Source organism: Arsukibacterium sp. (assembly GCF_018402695.1).
In the GTDB taxonomy this organism is placed as follows: domain Bacteria; phylum Pseudomonadota; class Gammaproteobacteria; order Enterobacterales; family Alteromonadaceae; genus Alishewanella.
This window is the reverse complement of record NZ_JAGYIM010000019.1, coordinates 404,661-421,501: the sequence shown is the minus strand read 5'-3', so window position 1 is coordinate 421,501 and position 16,841 is coordinate 404,661. Positions and strand designations below refer to the sequence as shown.

The following is a 16,841-nucleotide window of genomic DNA, read 5'->3' as shown; positions in this document are numbered from 1 at the left end:
CAGGGTGACCATTGTTGCGGTCACCAGCGACGTAATAAGAGGTAGTTACATGTCTGATCACCGCACTGACGGCGATAAAAGCGGCAAGTTATTGTATTGCTCGTTTTGTGGCAAATCACAGCATGAAGTGCGTAAGTTGATCGCAGGCCCACAAGTTTATATTTGTGATGAATGCGTTGATTTATGCAACGACATTATCCGTGAAGAAATTAAAGATATTTCGCCCAAGCGCGAGTCTGACACCTTGCCGACACCGCGGGAAATTCGCGCCCACCTTGATGACTACGTTATTGGCCAGGAGCATGCGAAGAAAGTACTGGCGGTGGCGGTATATAACCACTACAAGCGCTTACGCAGTGCGCAGCACAAGCAGGAAGTGGAGCTTAGCAAAAGTAATATTTTGTTAATTGGCCCGACCGGTAGTGGTAAAACGCTGTTGGCAGAAACGTTAGCGCGGTTATTGGACGTGCCTTTTACCATGGCCGATGCAACCACTCTGACCGAAGCCGGTTATGTCGGTGAAGATGTCGAAAACATTATTCAGAAACTGCTGCAAAAATGTGATTACGACGTCGAAAAAGCCCAGCGCGGTATCGTCTATATTGATGAAATTGACAAAATTTCGCGTAAATCTGATAACCCCTCTATTACCCGTGACGTATCAGGTGAGGGCGTACAGCAGGCATTATTGAAACTGATTGAGGGCACTATTGCCTCCGTGCCACCGCAAGGGGGACGTAAGCATCCGCAGCAGGAGTTTTTGCAGGTAGATACCTCTAAAATTCTGTTTATTTGTGGCGGCGCCTTCGCCGGTCTCGATAAAGTGATTGAACAGCGCAGTGCTAAAGGTGCGGGCATAGGTTTTGGCGCAACGGTGAAGAGCAAGGAAAGTACCCGCAGTCTGAGTGAGTCATTCCGCGATGTTGAGCCGGAAGATTTGGTGAAGTATGGTTTAATTCCGGAATTTATCGGCCGGCTACCGGTTGTCGCTACCCTGACTGAACTCGATTTAGACGCGCTGGTGCAAATTCTTAGTCAGCCTAAGAATGCGTTGGTAAAACAATTTGCCGCCTTATTTAAAATGGAAAATGTTGAGCTGGAATTCCGGGATGACGCATTAAAAGCGATTGGCCAGAAGGCAATGGAGCGCAAAACCGGTGCCAGGGGCTTACGGTCAATTGTTGAAGGTGTGTTACTCGATACCATGTACGAGTTACCCTCAATGGATGACGTCAGTAAAGTGGTTATTGATGAAACTGTGATCCGGGGCGAGACACAGCCCATATTGATATATGAGAACAGCGAGCCGGAAGTGGCGCAGTCACACTGACAAAAAGGAGCTGATTCAGCTCCTTTTTTGTTTTCACAATTGAAGTTTGCCAATTTAACCCCATATACTGGCTATCAGGTGTCGCCCGCAGTATTAATTCGAGAGATAATCAATGACAGTAGAACAAACTGAACGTTTGCATATGCCGGTATTGGCGTTGCGTGACGTCGTCGTTTACCCCCACATGGTGATCCCACTGTTTGTTGGTCGGGCTAAATCTATAAAATGTTTAGATGCGGCGATGGACAACGACAAACAGATTTTCCTGGTGGCGCAGAAAGACGCCACTCTGGATGACCCGAGTGCTGACGATTTATACCAGATTGGTACCGTCGCCACCATTTTGCAATTACTGAAGCTCCCTGACGGGACGGTTAAGGTGTTGGTTGAAGGCTCAAAACGCGCCAGGCTGGCGGAGTTCACTGAAACCGAAGATGCTTTCGCTGCCCACGTTGAGCTAATCCCTTCTATTGATATCGACAGCAGTGAGCAGGAAGTATTTTTGCGCTCTGCTATTAATCAATTTGAAGGCTACATTAAGCTTAATAAAAAAATCCCCCCAGAAGTGCTTACGGCGTTGAGCGGTATTGACGATGCGGCCCGGCTGGCCGATACCATGGCGGCGCATATGCCGTTAAAGGTGGACGATAAACAGAAGGTGCTGGAGCTGGTTGATGTCACCGAGCGTCTGGAATACCTGATGGCGATGATGGAAAGTGAAATCGACATCTTGCAGGTGGAAAGACGCATCCGCAGCCGGGTTAAAAAACAAATGGAAAAAAGCCAGCGCGAGTATTACCTGAATGAGCAAATGAAAGCGATTCAGCGTGAGCTTGGCGATCTGGAAGATGCACCCGATGAGTTTGAAGCTCTGGCAGCGAAAATTGAAAACGCTAAAATGCCGGTGGAAGTGGCAAACAAAGCCAAAGCTGAGCTGCAGAAACTTAAAATGATGTCGCCAATGTCAGCTGAAGCAACCGTGGTGCGAAGTTACATTGACTGGTTGTCGACAGTGCCATGGAAAGCCCGTAGTAAGGTGAAGAAAAATCTGGCTGCTGCCGAGCAAGTGCTGAATGCCGACCACTATGGTCTGGAGAAGGTCAAAGAGCGGATCATCGAATATTTGGCAGTGCAGCAACGAGTTAATAAATTGAAAGGACCTATCTTATGTCTGGTTGGTCCGCCGGGTGTTGGTAAAACGTCGCTGGGTCAGTCGGTGGCTAAGGCTACCGGCCGGAAATATGTACGGATGGCACTGGGTGGTGTACGTGATGAAGCGGAAATTCGCGGTCATCGGCGTACATATATTGGGTCCATGCCGGGTAAAATTATCCAGAAAATGGCCAAGGTTGGGGTGCGAAATCCGTTATTCCTGCTGGACGAAATAGACAAAATGGCTTCAGATTTCCGCGGTGATCCGGCGGCGGCCTTGCTGGAAGTGCTCGATCCTGAGCAGAACGCAGCTTTCAGTGACCATTATCTCGAAGTTGATTACGATTTGTCAGATGTGATGTTTTTTGCCACATCGAACAGCCTGAACATTCCGGCAGCGTTGCTTGATCGGATGGAAGTTATCCGCCTGTCAGGCTACACCGAAGATGAAAAGCTGAATATTGCCAAGCAGCATTTAATCGCTAAGCAAATCAGTCGTAATGGCTTAAAGCCGCATGAGTTAAGTATTGAAGACAGTGCAATTATTGGCATCATTCGCTACTACACCCGGGAAGCCGGGGTGCGTAGCTTAGAGCGGGAAATCTCTAAACTATGCCGCAAAGCAGTGAAAGAAATCTTATTAAACGCTGACACTAAGAAAGTCGTTATTAACGCCGACAATCTGGAAGACTACCTTGGTGTGCAGCGCCATGATTATGGTAAGGCAGAGGACAGTAACCGAATTGGTCAGGTAACAGGCCTGGCGTGGACTGAGGTGGGCGGCGATTTGCTCACTATCGAAGCGGCTTCCGTTGTCGGTAAAGGTAAGCTGACGTTCACCGGCTCACTGGGTGATGTGATGAAAGAGTCCATTCAGGCAGCGATGACCGTAGTGCGCAGTCGGGCTGAAGTATTGCGGATTAACGAAGACTTTTATGAGAAGCGTGATATCCATGTTCACGTGCCTGAAGGCGCTACGCCAAAAGATGGCCCCAGCGCAGGCATTGGTATGGTAACCGCGTTGGTATCTAGCCTGACCGGCAATCCTGTGCGCGCTGATGTGGCAATGACCGGCGAAATCACCCTGCGTGGTGAAGTGTTACCAATCGGGGGGTTGAAAGAAAAGCTGCTGGCTGCTCATCGTGGTGGCATTAAACGTGTGCTGATTCCTCATGACAACATTCGGGACCTAAAAGAGATACCGGATAATGTTAAAGGTGACATCGAAATTTTGCCGGTAAAATGGATTGAAGATGTGCTGCAATATGCCTTGCAGGAGCCTACAGACCGCGTCAACGTAGTAAATACGGCAAAAAATGCAGCAAAAAGCAAAAAAACTATAAAAAATCCGGCTTAGGGGCTTTTCATTCCCGTTGGCTGTGCTAAGTTATGGTCAGTTTCGACCCAGCCCTTGTGGAACAAGGGCTGCGGTTAAAGCGAAAATTGTTAGCCGGAAAGCGTCTTCTGCTTGCAAGACAACAAGATGCTTGTTATAACGAAGCGCAGTCTATAAAAGCTAATAACTGCTGGTTGTAGAAAATAATAACAATTGAAGGGGATGATATTGTGAACAAGTCTCAACTTATCGACAAAATTGCTGCTAATGCAGATATCTCAAAAGCGGCAGCTGGTCGTGCACTGGACGCGTTCATTGACGCTGTTACTGATGCTCTTAAAGAAGGCGACTCTGTAGCTTTGGTTGGTTTTGGTACTTACAGCGTACGTGAGCGTGCTGCCCGTACAGGCCGTAACCCACAAACCGGTGCTACTATTCAAATCGCTTCTGCGAAAATTCCTTCTTTCAAGCCAGGTAAAGCGTTAAAAGACGCCGTAAACTAACTGGTTGCTGGCCCCGGCGCGCCGGGGCGGCCTGTAAAGCACGGGTAAGTTACCGGGCTTCATTAAAAAAGGCGCATCTGTTAAGATGCGCTTTTTTTTTAAGACAACTTACCGTCAAGTTGAAAATAGAGATATCGCGAAGATGTTAGAAAAAATCAGAGAAGGCTCCCAGGGTGTTATTGCCAAAACTATTTTAGGTTTGGTGATTCTTACTTTTGCCCTGGCAGGTGTAGGTAGTTATTTAAGCTCCCCAACAGAAGTTGCGGTGGCAGTGGTAAATGGTGAAGAAATTAATCAAACCCAGTTTGAACAAGCGTTGCAACGTGACCGGGCCCGCATGCAACAGCAATTTGGTGAGATGTACGACACTATTGCTGCAGACCCTGCTTACAACAGTCGTTTCCGGGCAGAAGTTCTTGAGCGGCTTATTGATGAAACCTTGCAGCAGCAGTTTGTCCGCAAGCTGGGAATACGGGTGGGGGATGATCAGGTTCGGGATACCATCAGGGGCCTCGGTGAATTCCAGGTGGACGGCACCTTTAACAATGACCGTTACATCGCTTTATTAAGGCAGATGGGTTATCAAAGTGCAGACTTCCGTGAAATGGTGCGGGAAGATATGGCTGCAAGTCAGTTCCGGGCCGGGGTGTTTGCCAGTGAATTTTACTTACCGTCAGAAATTCAACAACTTCGTCAGCTTGAGCAACAAAGTCGAGACATCGCCTACTTTATAGTTAAAGCAGAGAATTTTGCAGACCAGGTGACGATCACTGAGCAGATGATAGAAGATTACTATCAGATGCAACTTGCGCGTTTTGAGACTGAGCCCAAGGTGGCTGCCGAGTATGTGGAGTTGTCAGCCGCAGCACTGGCTGCAGATATTGAAATTACCGATCAACAAATTCAGGCCTACTATGATGCGAACCAGTCACGCTTCAGCAGCGCTGAGCAACGTCAGGTTGCGCACATTATGCTTGAGTCTGACGGCACAGACGAGGCGGTTGCTGCAGAGGCAGCAGCCTTGCTAAGCGAGCTAGAGCAGGGTGCCGATTTTGCCGAATTAGCAAAAGCGCGCTCTGCCGATACGTTTTCTGCAGAAAACGGTGGTGTGTTAGACAGCCTGGAACCTGGTCAGATGGACCCGGACTTTGAACAAGCCGCATTTGCCCTTACTGAAGCTGGTCAGTTAAGCGAAGTCGTGCAAAGCGAATACGGTTATCATATTATTAAATTGGTGAGTCTGACCCCGGGCCAGCAGCAACCGCTGGCTGAGGTGCGTGACGATATCGTTGAACGTTTGAAGCAGGAGCAGGCGACGGAGCAATTCTATCAGTTGCAGACGCGGATGGCTGAGGTAGCGTTTGAAGTACCTGACAACCTGGAGGAGACGGCTACAGTACTGGGTGAACGTGTGCATTCTACGCCTTTGTTTAGTAAAGAACAGGCAACTGCGCCGCTGGACTATCCTGCCGTCATTAATAAGCTTTTCGATCAACAATTCGTTGATGATGGTTTAAACAGCGATCCTATCGAAGTGGCTAACCAACACCTGGTGGTCGTGAGGGTTAAGGAGTTCCAGCCTGCACGTACCCTGCCTCTGGCAGAAGTGACGGAGCAGATAACAGCGTCGTTGAAGACAGAACAGCAGGCCAGTCTGGCTAAAGAGCAGGTAGCGGCGTTACTGGCCGAACAGACTGATATCGCCAGCCTTGCAGATCAGGCCGGAGTTAGTTTACAAACGGCGCCTGCCACTCCGCGCTTTGGTGGTAGCCTGGATCCGGAGATTCGTACCAAGGCGTTTAAATTGCCCAGACCAGTATCAGGAAAACCTAGTATTGACTCGGTAACGCTGGCTAGTGGTGACGTTGCTGTAGTCTCGGTTTCAGCAGTCCAGGACGTTGAAGTAACAGCGGTACCTGCTGCAGAGGAGCTCGACAGTATGGCGCAGCGTCAGGCGGAACAGGGTTACCTGGCCTTAGTTGCAGCACTAAAGGCTAATGCAGAAATAAGTCGTAATTTGCGCGCTGCAACCGCGGAACAAAATTAACCGCGCTGTAACGTCAGTAAAGCAAAAACCGTGCTCTTAGCACGGTTTTTTTGTTTTTATCTGGTCACGATTGCTCAGATGGACGCGGTTATCCGCCAGAGCTGTTAATGAGTTTTCTGGTGTACTCGTGTTCAGGAGCTGCAAACACTTCTGCTGTCGTGCCATAGTCGACCGATTTGCCCTGATGTAACACCAGAATACTATCGCTGACATGACGAACCAGGCGCAGCTGGTTACTGATCAGCAAATAGGCCAGTCCAGATTTTTGTTGCAGCTCCAGCAGTAAATTGACGATTTGTGCCCGTAAAGTCGGGTCAAGGGCGGTCAGTGCCTCATCGAGGATAAGTAGTTTCGGATCTAAAATAAGTGCCCGGGCAAGGGCTACGCGTTGTAGTTGGCCACCTGAAAACATATGTGGGTAATATTCAGCATGTTCATCCAGTAAGCCAAGCAATTTTAATGTCTGAGCAATTTTATAACGACGCTGCTGCTGATCGAGGACTGTACTGAAGCACAGCACATCTTCCAGCATCTGGCCAACTTTCTGTGAAGGATTTAAAGAACGCCCCGCATCCTGAAAAATAAAGCGAATAACATGATTATACTTTTTATAGTGACTTATTTGCACTGGCTGGCCAGCCAGTAAAATTTGACCATGGTCTGGTTTTTCAATGCCAACCAGTAATTTAGCCAGCGTACTTTTACCTGAGCCTGTTTCACCTACTATAGCCAGGGTTTTACCCTCTGCCAGCGTAAAGCTGACGTTATCAAGGGCAATAATTTGCTGCCGGCCAAACCAGCCGCGCTGTTTGCTGTAGCTTTTGCTTAGTGCCTGTACTTCAAGTAAGTCACTCATCATTTGCCCTTAGTCGTTAACGGAAAATGACAGCTGAAATAGTGACTTTGCTGTCGTTCCAGTGCCGGCGTTTTCACACATTCTTTACGGGCATTGGGACAGCGGGGACCCAGCCGGCAGCCTATCGGCACATGCTGTAATGTCGGAATGCTTCCGGGTAACGCATAAAGCGGGGTTTTAGGAGCCAGATCAGGCTGGAATTCCGGTACACTTTTAATCAGCGCATCCGTGTAGGGGTGCAATGGGGTTTGTAGTACCTGATTGGTTTCGCCGGCTTCAACTAACTGTCCGCAATAGAGCACACTAAGCTTTTGGGTATAACGTGCCACGCTTTCGAGTTCGTGACTTATCAGTAATATTGACATGCCTTTGAGCTGGTTAAAGCTGGCAAGCAAGCGAAATAACTGGGCCTGAGTTGTGCTTTCCAGTGCTGTGGTTGGTTCATCGGCGATCAGTAATTTGGGGTTTTTAGCAATCGCCATCGCTATCATCACTTTTTGACAGATGCCTTCAGATAATTGGTAGGGATAACTTTGCAACACCCGCTGATGCTCACGTACCCCGACTTTATGCAGCAAGCCAATGGCTTTCTTTCGCCGCAATGCATTGCGGCGCCACCATGGACCCGTTAGCAGATGATCAGGAATCGCCTCCTCCAGCTGTTCGCCTATTACGGCAGTAGGGTCGAGGCTGCGGCTTGGCTCCTGATATATCATCGCAATATCCCGGCCAATTACCTGCCGCCGTTGCTCCGGGGTAAGGCGCAATAAATCTTTACCCAGCCAGTGAAAGCGGTCAGCAGTTACCAGCCAGCGGCTATTAAGCACGCCGACAATCGCTTTTGCTATCAGACTTTTTCCTGAACCCGATTCACCCACCAGGCCACGGGTTTCTCCTTCCCGCAAACTGAGGCTTACCCGGTCGACCGCTCTGACCAGACCGTCGGCAGTTTCCAGCTCAATGGTCAGATTCTTAATATCGAGCAATAACATTTAACTTTGCCGCCTTTTCAATATTGCGGTTTTTAAGCCATCACCAACCAGATTAACAGATAGCACGGCAGTAAAAATAAGTAAGCCGGGTATGGCCACGCTGGTTGGTGCCAGATATATCAGGTCAAGTGAATCGCTAATCATCGCCCCCCATTCTGATAATGGCGCCTGAGCGCCAAAACCGAGAAAGCCCAGTGCTGCAATATCTAAAATAGCGGTAGAAATAGCCATAGTGGCCATAATGGTTAGTTTTTCCCAGATGTTAGGTAAAATTAACCTGCTGAATACATGCCAGTTGTTGGCACCGTCCAAGCGGTAGGCAACAACGTAATCTTGTTTTAACTCTTCATCAATCGCATTGCGAATGCCGTGCACAAATTGCGGTAATAGTGCCAGCATAATCGCCCAGGTTGTATTCATTAAGCCAGGACCGATAATAGCAACTATAATGATTGCCAGTAGCAGCGAAGGAATGGTCAACGCTAAGTCGAGAATATGGTTAAAAATGCTGGATTTAACACCTTTGCTCATCCCGGCGAGAGCACCGAGCAACAGTCCCATCAACAGGGCGCCGGCGACGGTAATAAGGGCAAAACCAAAGGTATAGCTGGTGCCTTTGATCATCCGGGATAATAAATCACGTCCCAGGTCATCGGTGCCAAAGGGATACTGCACCAGGCCAGCTGCACTCCAGGAAGGCGGTAGCAGTAACAGCTCGTCAACTTGTAAATATGGATCATGTGGCGTGACAAAAGGCGCCAGTAAGCTGATGACAAAGAAGCTGATAAAAAGTACCAGGCCAGTCATAGCAGAGTGTTGTCGTTTGAATTCACGCCAGAGTTGCTTGACCGGAGAGCGGTTGTTTTCTTCCAGGTATAACCGGAATTTACTCATCTTAACCTCGCCTGGCTAACGGGTTAAAAAAGGCATGCAAAATTTCTGTCAACATGTTGATGGTGATCACCATGGTGGATATCACTAACAGGCCAGCCTGAATAGCCGGATAGTTGCGTTGGTAAATACTGTCAATCAGCCAGCGACCAATCCCCGGCCAGGAGAAAATCACCTCAGTCAGCATTGCCAGGGTAATCAGCGTACTGAATTGTAATCCAATTTGGCGGATAACCGGTAGCAGGGCATTGCGCAAGCCATGGCGATAAAGGACCTGACCGCGGTTTAATCCTTTTGCCCTGGCTGTTTTAATGTAGTTTTGCTCCCAGACATTTAGCATAGCATCGCGGACAAAGCGAATCATTACCGTGGTTGGGAACGTTGCCAGCACAATAGTTGGCAGCAGCAAATGTTGTAGTGCGTTATAAAGCGCCTCGCTGCGATAATCAATGTCGGCCAGCAGAATGTCATACAGCATAAAGCCACTACTGTGGGGGATTTCGTACAACACACCAATGCGGCCGGCCGATGGCAACCAGCCCAGCGCCAGCGAGAAAAACATAATCAATAATAAACCCCACCAGAATATTGGTAGCGAATAACCGATCATTGCCACTGCAGAAATGGATTTACCAACAACACTGTCCGGTTTAAACGCGGCTACGATCCCGAGCGGAATACCAACCACAAATGATAACAATAAAGCATAGGATGCCAACTCCAGCGTCGCAGGCAATAACAGCTTTATTTCTTGCAACAAGGGTTGCTGGCTGGCAAAAGACTGGCCCCAATCGCCATGAGCAATCCTCGTTAAAAAAGCCAGATATTGCTGCAGAATATTGTGGTCAAGCTGATAGTAGCTAATCAGTTGCTGCCGTTGACTCTCGTCAATTTGCCGCAAACCGCTGAGGTTTTGTACGATATCACCTGGAAATAAATAACTGAGACTAAACGCCAGTAAACTCAGGGCCAGAAAAACAAATGCCATCAAAAACAAACGGCGGAGCAAATAGCGGGTCATGGTTCAACCCTTGCTGCGTGCTGCAGAGAAATTCCACCATAAGGATTAATGCTTACGCCCTTTACTGAAGTGCTTATGGCCTGGAAGCGCTGTGAATGAGCAATGGCAATCAATGGCTGTTGTTGATGTAAATATTGTTGTGCCGTTAAATACAGGGCGCGGCGCTGCTGCTGATTAGCTGTTAACAGCGCCTTGCTGATAATTTCATCAAACAGCGGATCGCACCAGTTTGCCCGGTTACTGCCGCTATCTCTGGCCGCGCAGCTGAGCAGCGGGCGGAAAAAATTATCGGGGTCGGGGTTATCTGCGGCCCAGCCAATCAGTACAGAGTCATGTTCAAAGTTGCCTAATTTTTGCCGGAAACTGTTCCATTCATAAGAAACAATATTGGCTTTGACCCCAATCTGAGCCAGATCGGCTTGCATTAACTCAGCCATTTTCAGCGCATTGGGATTATACAACCGTTGTACCGGCATGGCCCATATATCCATGGTAAAGCCGTTTGGATAGCCCGCCTCAGTCAGCAGCGCCCTTGCTTTGGCCGGTGAGTATTGCGGCGCTGGCAGGCCATCATTATAAGCCCAGGACGTCGGGGGTAAGATGCCGTAAGCTGGCGTTGCCTGACCATAATACACCGCCTGCAAAATAGCCGCCCGGTTGATTGCCATTGCCAGTGCCTGGCGCACTGCTAACTGGTCAAAGGGTGGCTTTTGCGTGTTAAATGCCCAGAAGCCAACATTCATGCTGGTGCTTTCCTGCACTGTAACATCGGGTCGGGCGGCAATCAGCTCTAACTCTGCCACCCTTGGATAAGAAACGATATCACATTCGTGCGTGAATAACTTCGCCATCCGTCTGGCGTTATTTGGCACGATATCGAATACCAACTGCTCAGGTTGGGTATCGCCCCGCCAATAGTCATTATTACGGTACAGCCTGACCAGAATATCTTTCTGGTACTCTCTGAAGCGGAACGGGCCGGTACCGACAGGTAAACGGTCAATCTGGCCCGGCTGATTGCCAGCCAGCAGTTGCTGACCATATTCGGCTGACAGAATTGCCGCAAAATCCGTTGTCAGGTTAGATAAAAAGGAGCTGTCTGGCCGTTGCAATTCAAAAACGACAGTGTGGTTATCAATAGCCTGAACCTGTTTTACCAGCGCGGCCCAGTCGACACTCTGAAAATAAGGGTAAACACCGCCGCCTTGTAAATGAAATGGATGCAACGGGTCGGTGATGCGGTTAAAGGTAAAAACCACATCTGTGGCATTAAACTTGCGTTCAGGTGCAAAGTAACGGGTGGTATGAAAGCTGACATCATCACGAAGGGTAAACTGATAGCGGGTGCCATCGGCACTGACTTGCCAGTCGGTGGCCAGGCCGGGAATAATGTCACCATTGTCAGGATTAATGTCGACCAACCGGTCGTATAACTGCTGGCTGATAATGTCAATTGTCGTGCCGGAGGTTACCAGTTGTGGATTAAAGCTCTCAGGTGAGCCTTCTGAGCAATATACCAGGCCACTGCGCGCTGTTTCAGGTAGTTGTGGCTGACAGCCGGCAAGCAGCAACACCGCAATAGTTAGCGCACTGCTGGTAATTGGGTACAGAAAGCTTTTAATAGGCAAATTCATCCCTGCTGACTTTCCAGCAACTGATACTTTTTCATATAGCCACGTAATTGATGATAGGTCAGGTTTAGTAAGTCGGCGGTTTTTTTCTGATTATACTGGCTGGCGCTCAGCGCGTCTTTAATCAGTTTTACTTCAAAATCCTGCGACAAGGTTTTAAAGTCTACGCCATTACTGAAATCAATACTGTCATTGGCCGGTGTCCCTGTCACTGTTACTTTACTATTATCAGCAGCATTGTCTGTACTTTCAACCGGTTCTGTCGATTTTGCCACTGAGGCTGCCCGGGTTTTAATCCGTTGGGTTGGCCGGTACGCCGACTCAAAAGGGTTAAGTTGAATATGATGCACTGGTACATAGGGGTTATTGGTGCGGTAAACACTGCGCTCCACTACGTTCTTGAGTTCACGAACGTTACCGGGCCAGTGATACTCCAGCAACGTATTTTTAGCTTTTTCACTAAAACCGCTAAATAGCTCAAAGCCAAGCTCCCGGGCCATATTCATCGCAAAATGTTCGGCCAGCAGCAAAATATCTTCGCGGCGTTCCCGCATAGGTGGCAGGGTAATAACATCAAACGCCAGCCGGTCTAGTAAGTCTGCCCGGAATTCGCCATTTTCTGCCATCGAGGGTAAATCTTCATTAGTGGCGCACACCAGGCGCACATCAACCCGCACCGGCCTGCTACCCCCAACCCGTTCAAACTCACCGTACTCAATGACCCTTAGTAGCTTTTCCTGTACCAAAGCTGGTGTATTGGCCAGCTCGTCCAGAAACAGTGTACCACCGTTGGCCCGCTCAAACCGGCCTTCATGCCGTTTACCAGCGCCGGTAAAGGCCCCGGCTTCATGACCAAATAATTCACTTTCCAGCAGGTTTTCATTAAGTGCGGCACAGTTCAGGGTCAGGTATTGCTGGTCCCAACGCTGAGAAAGAAAATGTAAGCGGGCAGCAATCAGTTCTTTACCGGTGCCACGCTCCCCGATAATTAGCACCGGCTTATCCAGCGGTGCCAGTTGCGACACCTGATCCAGTACATTCAGAAAACTGTTGGCCTGGCCAATCAGGTTATCTTGTTGGTATTTTCTGTTCATTGGCAGCTACTAAGTAGTTAATTTGGCTAATAAGTAGTGTATTTCATAAAGCGCAGGAGCTAAAGCATTTGTTTGAAATAAATAAAATGATTATAAATTAATGCGTTATGATATTTTGCAAAGTTGGCAAGAAACCTGAATAAGCAATAGCGTAATAACATCAACAGACAGAGGTAACTAAGATGGGTATTTTTTCACGCTTTTCAGACATTGTGAACTCAAACATTAATTCGTTGCTGGATAAAGCCGAAGATCCGGAGAAAATGGTACGGCTGATTATTCAGGAAATGGAAGACACACTGGTTGAGGTCCGGTCATCTTCTGCCAAAACCATTGCTGAGAAAAAAGATTTGCAACGGGTTGTCAGCAGATTACAAAGTGAAGCTGATGACTGGCAGGCAAAAGCTGAGCTGGCGCTGAGTAAAGATCGCGATGACCTGGCTCGTGCTGCCCTGATTGAAAAACAAAAGGCTGCTGAGCAGGCCGATGCACTGCTTCGCGATATTGCCGTACTGGACGAGCATATCAGTAAGTTGCAGGATGAGGTCTCTCAACTACAAGAGAAGCTGGCTGACGCCAAATCACGTCAGAAATCTATGCTGATGCGTCGCACTACAGTTGAAAACCGGCTGGAAGTGAAGAAGTCACTTGATAGCAACCGGATCAACGATGCAATGTACAAGTTTGAGCGGTATGAGCAGAAAATTGATTCGCTGGAAGCGCAGGTAGAGTCGTATGATTTAGGTAAGAAAACCCTGAAAGACGAGTTTGCAGAACTGGCGGCACAAGATAAAATCGATAATGAACTGGCTGAACTGAAAGCCAAAGTCACTAAAAAATCCAGTAAAGGAGACGCCTGATCCCAGGCGTCACAGGAGCAGCTAAATGGATATTCATGAGTTAATTTTTGTGCCACTGATCCTGTTTATGATCTTTGTGGCACCCTTATGGGTAATTATGCATTATCGCAGCAAGAGTAAAATGCAACAGGGCCTGACCGATGTTGAACTACAACAGTTGAATAATCTGGCAGCCCGGGCGGAGAAAATGGCCGAGCGTATTCACACTCTTGAAGCCATTTTAGATGCTGAGAGCCCGCAGTGGAGAAACCAGCATGACTAAGCCAAAACGCGAATTACTCCGTGATGACGTCAATGGCAAGTTGGCAGGGGTATGTGCCGGGGTTGCTGACTATTTTGGCTGGGAAACCTGGCTGGTGCGGTTAGTTACTGTATCTGCCGTTTTTCTTGGTGTAGGCTGGTTCGTGCCAGCGTTGTATATCGCAGGCTGGATGGTGCTCGAAAAAAAGTCAGTCGTTGCAGCTAAGCGCTCATCAAGCGGTGTTGCAACGGCTGAAGAGCCCAGTGTAGAGGTAAAAACCCGGGTCTGGCAGCGCGGTGAGCCTCCTAAGCAAGCGTTACAACATCTGGCACATCGCTATAATAGTCTGGAGTTGCGGTTACAGGATATGGAACGTCATGTTACGTCGAACCGTTTCCAGCTGAACCGGGAATTTAATAACTTATAAACGGAGCTTTATGACCTGGCTTGATAAGCTGCAGCATCAAAGTCGTCAATTACGCCACCGCGCACTCGACCGGCATGTCCGGTTGGGTGTGACGGGGTTAAGCGGGGCAGGTAAAACAGCCTTTATTACTTCACTGGTTCATCAACTCACCCAGGGCGACAGCCCGCAGAATCTGCCATTTTTTAGTGTAGTGCAGCAAGGACGTTATCTGGGAGGCCGGCTGGCTGCTGAGCAAGCGTTGACGATTCCACGATTCCCGTTCGAACATAATCTGAGTTTTTTACAGCAACAGCTGCCGCAATGGCCACCGTCAACTACCGGTTGGAGTCAGCTTAGCCTGGCACTACGCTACAAAGCGAGCCAGGGCTTGCGTTCTCATTTACAATCATACAGTGAGCTGGAACTTGATATCGTTGATTACCCTGGAGAGTGGCTGCTGGATTTGCCGTTGTTGCAACTTGACTATCAGCAGTGGTGTGAGTTCAGCTGGCAGCTGTTTGCTAAACCGCATCGCCAGGCAGTAGCGGCTGAGTTTGAACGCCTGCTTAACGATATTGAGTTGGATGATGCCAGCGAAAGCCAACTACAAGTCGTAACCGAAGCGTACAAAAAGTTATTGCTGCAATTTAGCAGTACCGCCGGTACCTATTTAAACCAGCCTGGCCGACTACTGGTGCCCGGCGAGCTTGCCGGTGCGCCTATGCTGCAGCTGGTGCCGCTGTTACCAAGGCAGCTTATCCAGAGCAGTGCTCTGCTATTAAAGCTGACCAGTCATTACCAAAGTTATCGTGATTATGTCGTTAAACCTTTTTATAAACAGCACTTTTCCCAACTGGACCGACAGGTTGTACTGGTAGATTGCTTAAGCGCGTTAAATGCCGGCGCTGCCGCGACAGCAGAGTTAAGTCAGGCGCTGCAACTGATTATGCAAAGCTTCAATTACGGCCCATCCAGTTTGCTGCGCCGGCTATTTAAACCGCAAATCAGCAAAGTGTTATTTGCCGCCAGTAAAGCCGATCATGTTACCCCTGAACAGCACCAGGCGTTGACTCTGTTATTGCAGAGCCTGTTGCGCCAGCCTTTAAAACAAACCACTTACCAGCTGGCAAAAACCGAAGCAATGGCCTTAGCGGCGCTAAGTGCCAGTCAGACCGGCTACATTGAGCAAAATGGCCAGAAACAGGTCTGTTTAACCGGCATTGATAGTGACACTGGCAACAGGATCAGTTTATTTCCAGGTGATGTCCCAGCCGACATACCTGATTCCACGGTGTTTGCCAGTCATAAATTCAACTTTCCATCTTTTTTGCCGTTGCCATTGGCGGCGAATGCTAACCTGCCGCACATTCGGATGGATCACGCTTTACAGTTTCTGCTGGGAGATAAATTACGATGAAACCGTTGAAGCCCGCTCAGGTTTTTACATTTAGCGAGCAGAGTCCGGAGCCGGCGAAGCCCGGATTAAAAGCCCGCGCTGAGTTTGATTCTGCTGACTGGCAACGAGAACCGGAGCTGGTCACTGAGCCACTGCCGGCAAAACCTGCCGTGCTAAATAAGCTGATTTGGCTGGCGCTGCTCAGCCTGGTAATGTTGGCTTGCTGGCAATGGCTGGATGCTATTATTGTCAGCTGGCAGCAAAATCCGCTAAAGGGGCTGTTTTTCAGCCTGCTCAGTGCTGTGGTACTCACTGTTGTAGGTTGGCTTCTCTGGCGGGAGTGGCGACTCTGGCGGCGGCTGCAGCAAAACAGCTATTGGCAACGCAGTGCGCAGCGTATTGCGCAAAGCGTTCAGTATGGTGAAGCCGATGGGCTTTGTCAGGATATTATCAAGCAACTACCGGACTGCGCTACCGTGCAACTCGCTACTGAGCAATGGCACAGTGCGGCGCAAGCCCAGCACAGTGATCTGGAAAAGCTGCAGCTGCTGGAAAAAATTGTGCTGGAGCCGCTGGATCAGAGGGCTAAGGCAATAATCTGGCGGGCCGGTACCGATACGAGTTTGGCGGTGGCAGTGATCCCATTTGCGCTGATAGATATGTTAATGGTGGTCTGGCGCAGCAGCCGGATGGTACGCCAGCTCGCCGCCTTGTATGGCGCACCGGTGGGCCAGCTGCGCAGCCTGCTGATGTTAAAGCGTGCTTTGGCGGCAATTCTCTGGGCTGGTGGAAGCGAGTTAGCCCTGGATATGGCATCTGATGTGATGAGCAGCGAACTGACCGCAAAATTATCGGCCAGGGCAGGACATGGGGTTATTGCCGGATTGCTGGTTGCAAGGCTGGGAACCATGGCTATGCAACAGCTGCGGCCACTGCCGCTTGCCGAAAAACAACGAATTAATGTGGCGAAACTGAGTCAGAGTTTAATTCAGCGCTTGCGCGGTCGCAGCACTGCCAGTGAAAGTTGACAAATGTCTTAAAAATTCTGTAACGGCCAGACTGCAAGATGTCTGGCATGCTTCCAA

Annotated in this window: 15 protein-coding genes; 9 read left to right on the top strand and 6 right to left on the bottom strand. The window is 49.0% G+C overall.

From position 1 onward, the window contains the following. Nucleotides 1–49 precede the first annotated feature (49 nt). From clpX to KG631_RS13455, 4 genes are all read left to right on the top strand, one after another. Nucleotides 50–1,330: an ATP-dependent protease ATP-binding subunit ClpX gene (gene clpX / locus KG631_RS13470; protein ID WP_214000211.1), complete on the top strand. Its 1,281-nt coding sequence runs from the start codon at nt 50–52 to the stop codon at nt 1,328–1,330. A gap of 112 nt (nt 1,331–1,442) precedes the next feature. Beyond that, nucleotides 1,443–3,839 (top strand): endopeptidase La, encoded by a 2,397-nt coding sequence (lon, locus tag KG631_RS13465; protein ID WP_214000210.1) that lies wholly within the window; start codon nt 1,443–1,445, stop codon nt 3,837–3,839. A gap of 209 nt (nt 3,840–4,048) precedes the next feature. Then, nucleotides 4,049–4,321 (top strand): nucleoid-associated protein HU-beta, encoded by a 273-nt coding sequence (gene hupB / locus KG631_RS13460; protein ID WP_019674802.1) that lies wholly within the window; start codon nt 4,049–4,051, stop codon nt 4,319–4,321. Nucleotides 4,322–4,463: 142 nt separating this feature from the next. Continuing rightward, nucleotides 4,464–6,368, top strand: a complete 1,905-nt coding sequence (locus tag KG631_RS13455; RefSeq protein WP_214000209.1) for a SurA N-terminal domain-containing protein — start codon at nt 4,464–4,466, stop codon at nt 6,366–6,368. A gap of 88 nt (nt 6,369–6,456) precedes the next feature. On the opposite strand, the gene KG631_RS13450 is transcribed toward KG631_RS13455, so the two are convergent. From KG631_RS13450 to pspF, 6 genes are read right to left on the bottom strand one after another with little or no spacing between them, the layout of a single operon-like run. Next, complete coding sequence (locus tag KG631_RS13450) at nt 6,457–7,224, bottom strand: ATP-binding cassette domain-containing protein (protein ID WP_214000208.1); 768 nt, start codon at nt 7,222–7,224, stop codon at nt 6,457–6,459. Continuing rightward, nucleotides 7,224–8,216, bottom strand: coding sequence for an oligopeptide/dipeptide ABC transporter ATP-binding protein (locus KG631_RS13445; protein WP_214000207.1), 993 nt, complete (start codon nt 8,214–8,216; stop codon nt 7,224–7,226). The genes KG631_RS13450 and KG631_RS13445 overlap by 1 nt, the downstream gene beginning before the upstream one ends. Further along, nucleotides 8,217–9,110, bottom strand: coding sequence for an ABC transporter permease subunit (locus KG631_RS13440; protein ID WP_214000206.1), 894 nt, complete (start codon nt 9,108–9,110; stop codon nt 8,217–8,219). A 1-nt stretch (nt 9,111) separates the two neighbouring features. Further along, complete coding sequence (locus tag KG631_RS13435) at nt 9,112–10,128, bottom strand: ABC transporter permease (protein ID WP_214000205.1); 1,017 nt, start codon at nt 10,126–10,128, stop codon at nt 9,112–9,114. Further along, on the bottom strand, nt 10,125–11,762 hold the full coding sequence (locus KG631_RS13430) for an ABC transporter substrate-binding protein (protein ID WP_214000204.1): 1,638 nt from the start codon (nt 11,760–11,762) through the stop codon (nt 10,125–10,127). Before KG631_RS13430 ends, KG631_RS13435 begins: the two co-directional genes overlap by 4 nt. Beyond that, entirely contained in the window at nt 11,759–12,853 is a 1,095-nt protein-coding gene (pspF, locus tag KG631_RS13425; protein ID WP_214000203.1) for a phage shock protein operon transcriptional activator, read from the bottom strand. Before pspF ends, KG631_RS13430 begins: the two co-directional genes overlap by 4 nt. A gap of 182 nt (nt 12,854–13,035) precedes the next feature. On the opposite strand from pspF, the gene pspA reads away from it, so the two are divergent. From pspA to KG631_RS13400, 5 genes are read left to right on the top strand one after another with little or no spacing between them, the layout of a single operon-like run. Next, the gene (pspA, locus tag KG631_RS13420) at nt 13,036–13,713 is read left to right on the top strand and encodes a phage shock protein PspA (RefSeq protein ID WP_214000202.1); all 678 of its coding nucleotides are present in this window, start codon (nt 13,036–13,038) and stop codon (nt 13,711–13,713) included. A 25-nt stretch (nt 13,714–13,738) separates the two neighbouring features. Then, nucleotides 13,739–13,975 carry an envelope stress response membrane protein PspB gene (pspB, locus tag KG631_RS13415; RefSeq protein WP_214000201.1) on the top strand — a complete coding sequence of 79 codons (237 nt, stop codon included), beginning with the start codon at nt 13,739–13,741 and terminating at the stop codon, nt 13,973–13,975. Then, nucleotides 13,968–14,381 (top strand): envelope stress response membrane protein PspC, encoded by a 414-nt coding sequence (gene pspC / locus KG631_RS13410; RefSeq protein ID WP_214000200.1) that lies wholly within the window; start codon nt 13,968–13,970, stop codon nt 14,379–14,381. The genes pspB and pspC overlap by 8 nt, the downstream gene beginning before the upstream one ends. A 10-nt stretch (nt 14,382–14,391) precedes the next feature. Continuing rightward, nucleotides 14,392–15,777, top strand: coding sequence for a YcjX family protein (locus KG631_RS13405; protein WP_214000199.1), 1,386 nt, complete (start codon nt 14,392–14,394; stop codon nt 15,775–15,777). Beyond that, nucleotides 15,774–16,784, top strand: a complete 1,011-nt coding sequence (locus KG631_RS13400) for a TIGR01620 family protein (protein ID WP_214000198.1) — start codon at nt 15,774–15,776, stop codon at nt 16,782–16,784. Before KG631_RS13405 ends, KG631_RS13400 begins: the two co-directional genes overlap by 4 nt. Nucleotides 16,785–16,841: the final 57 nt, after the last annotated feature.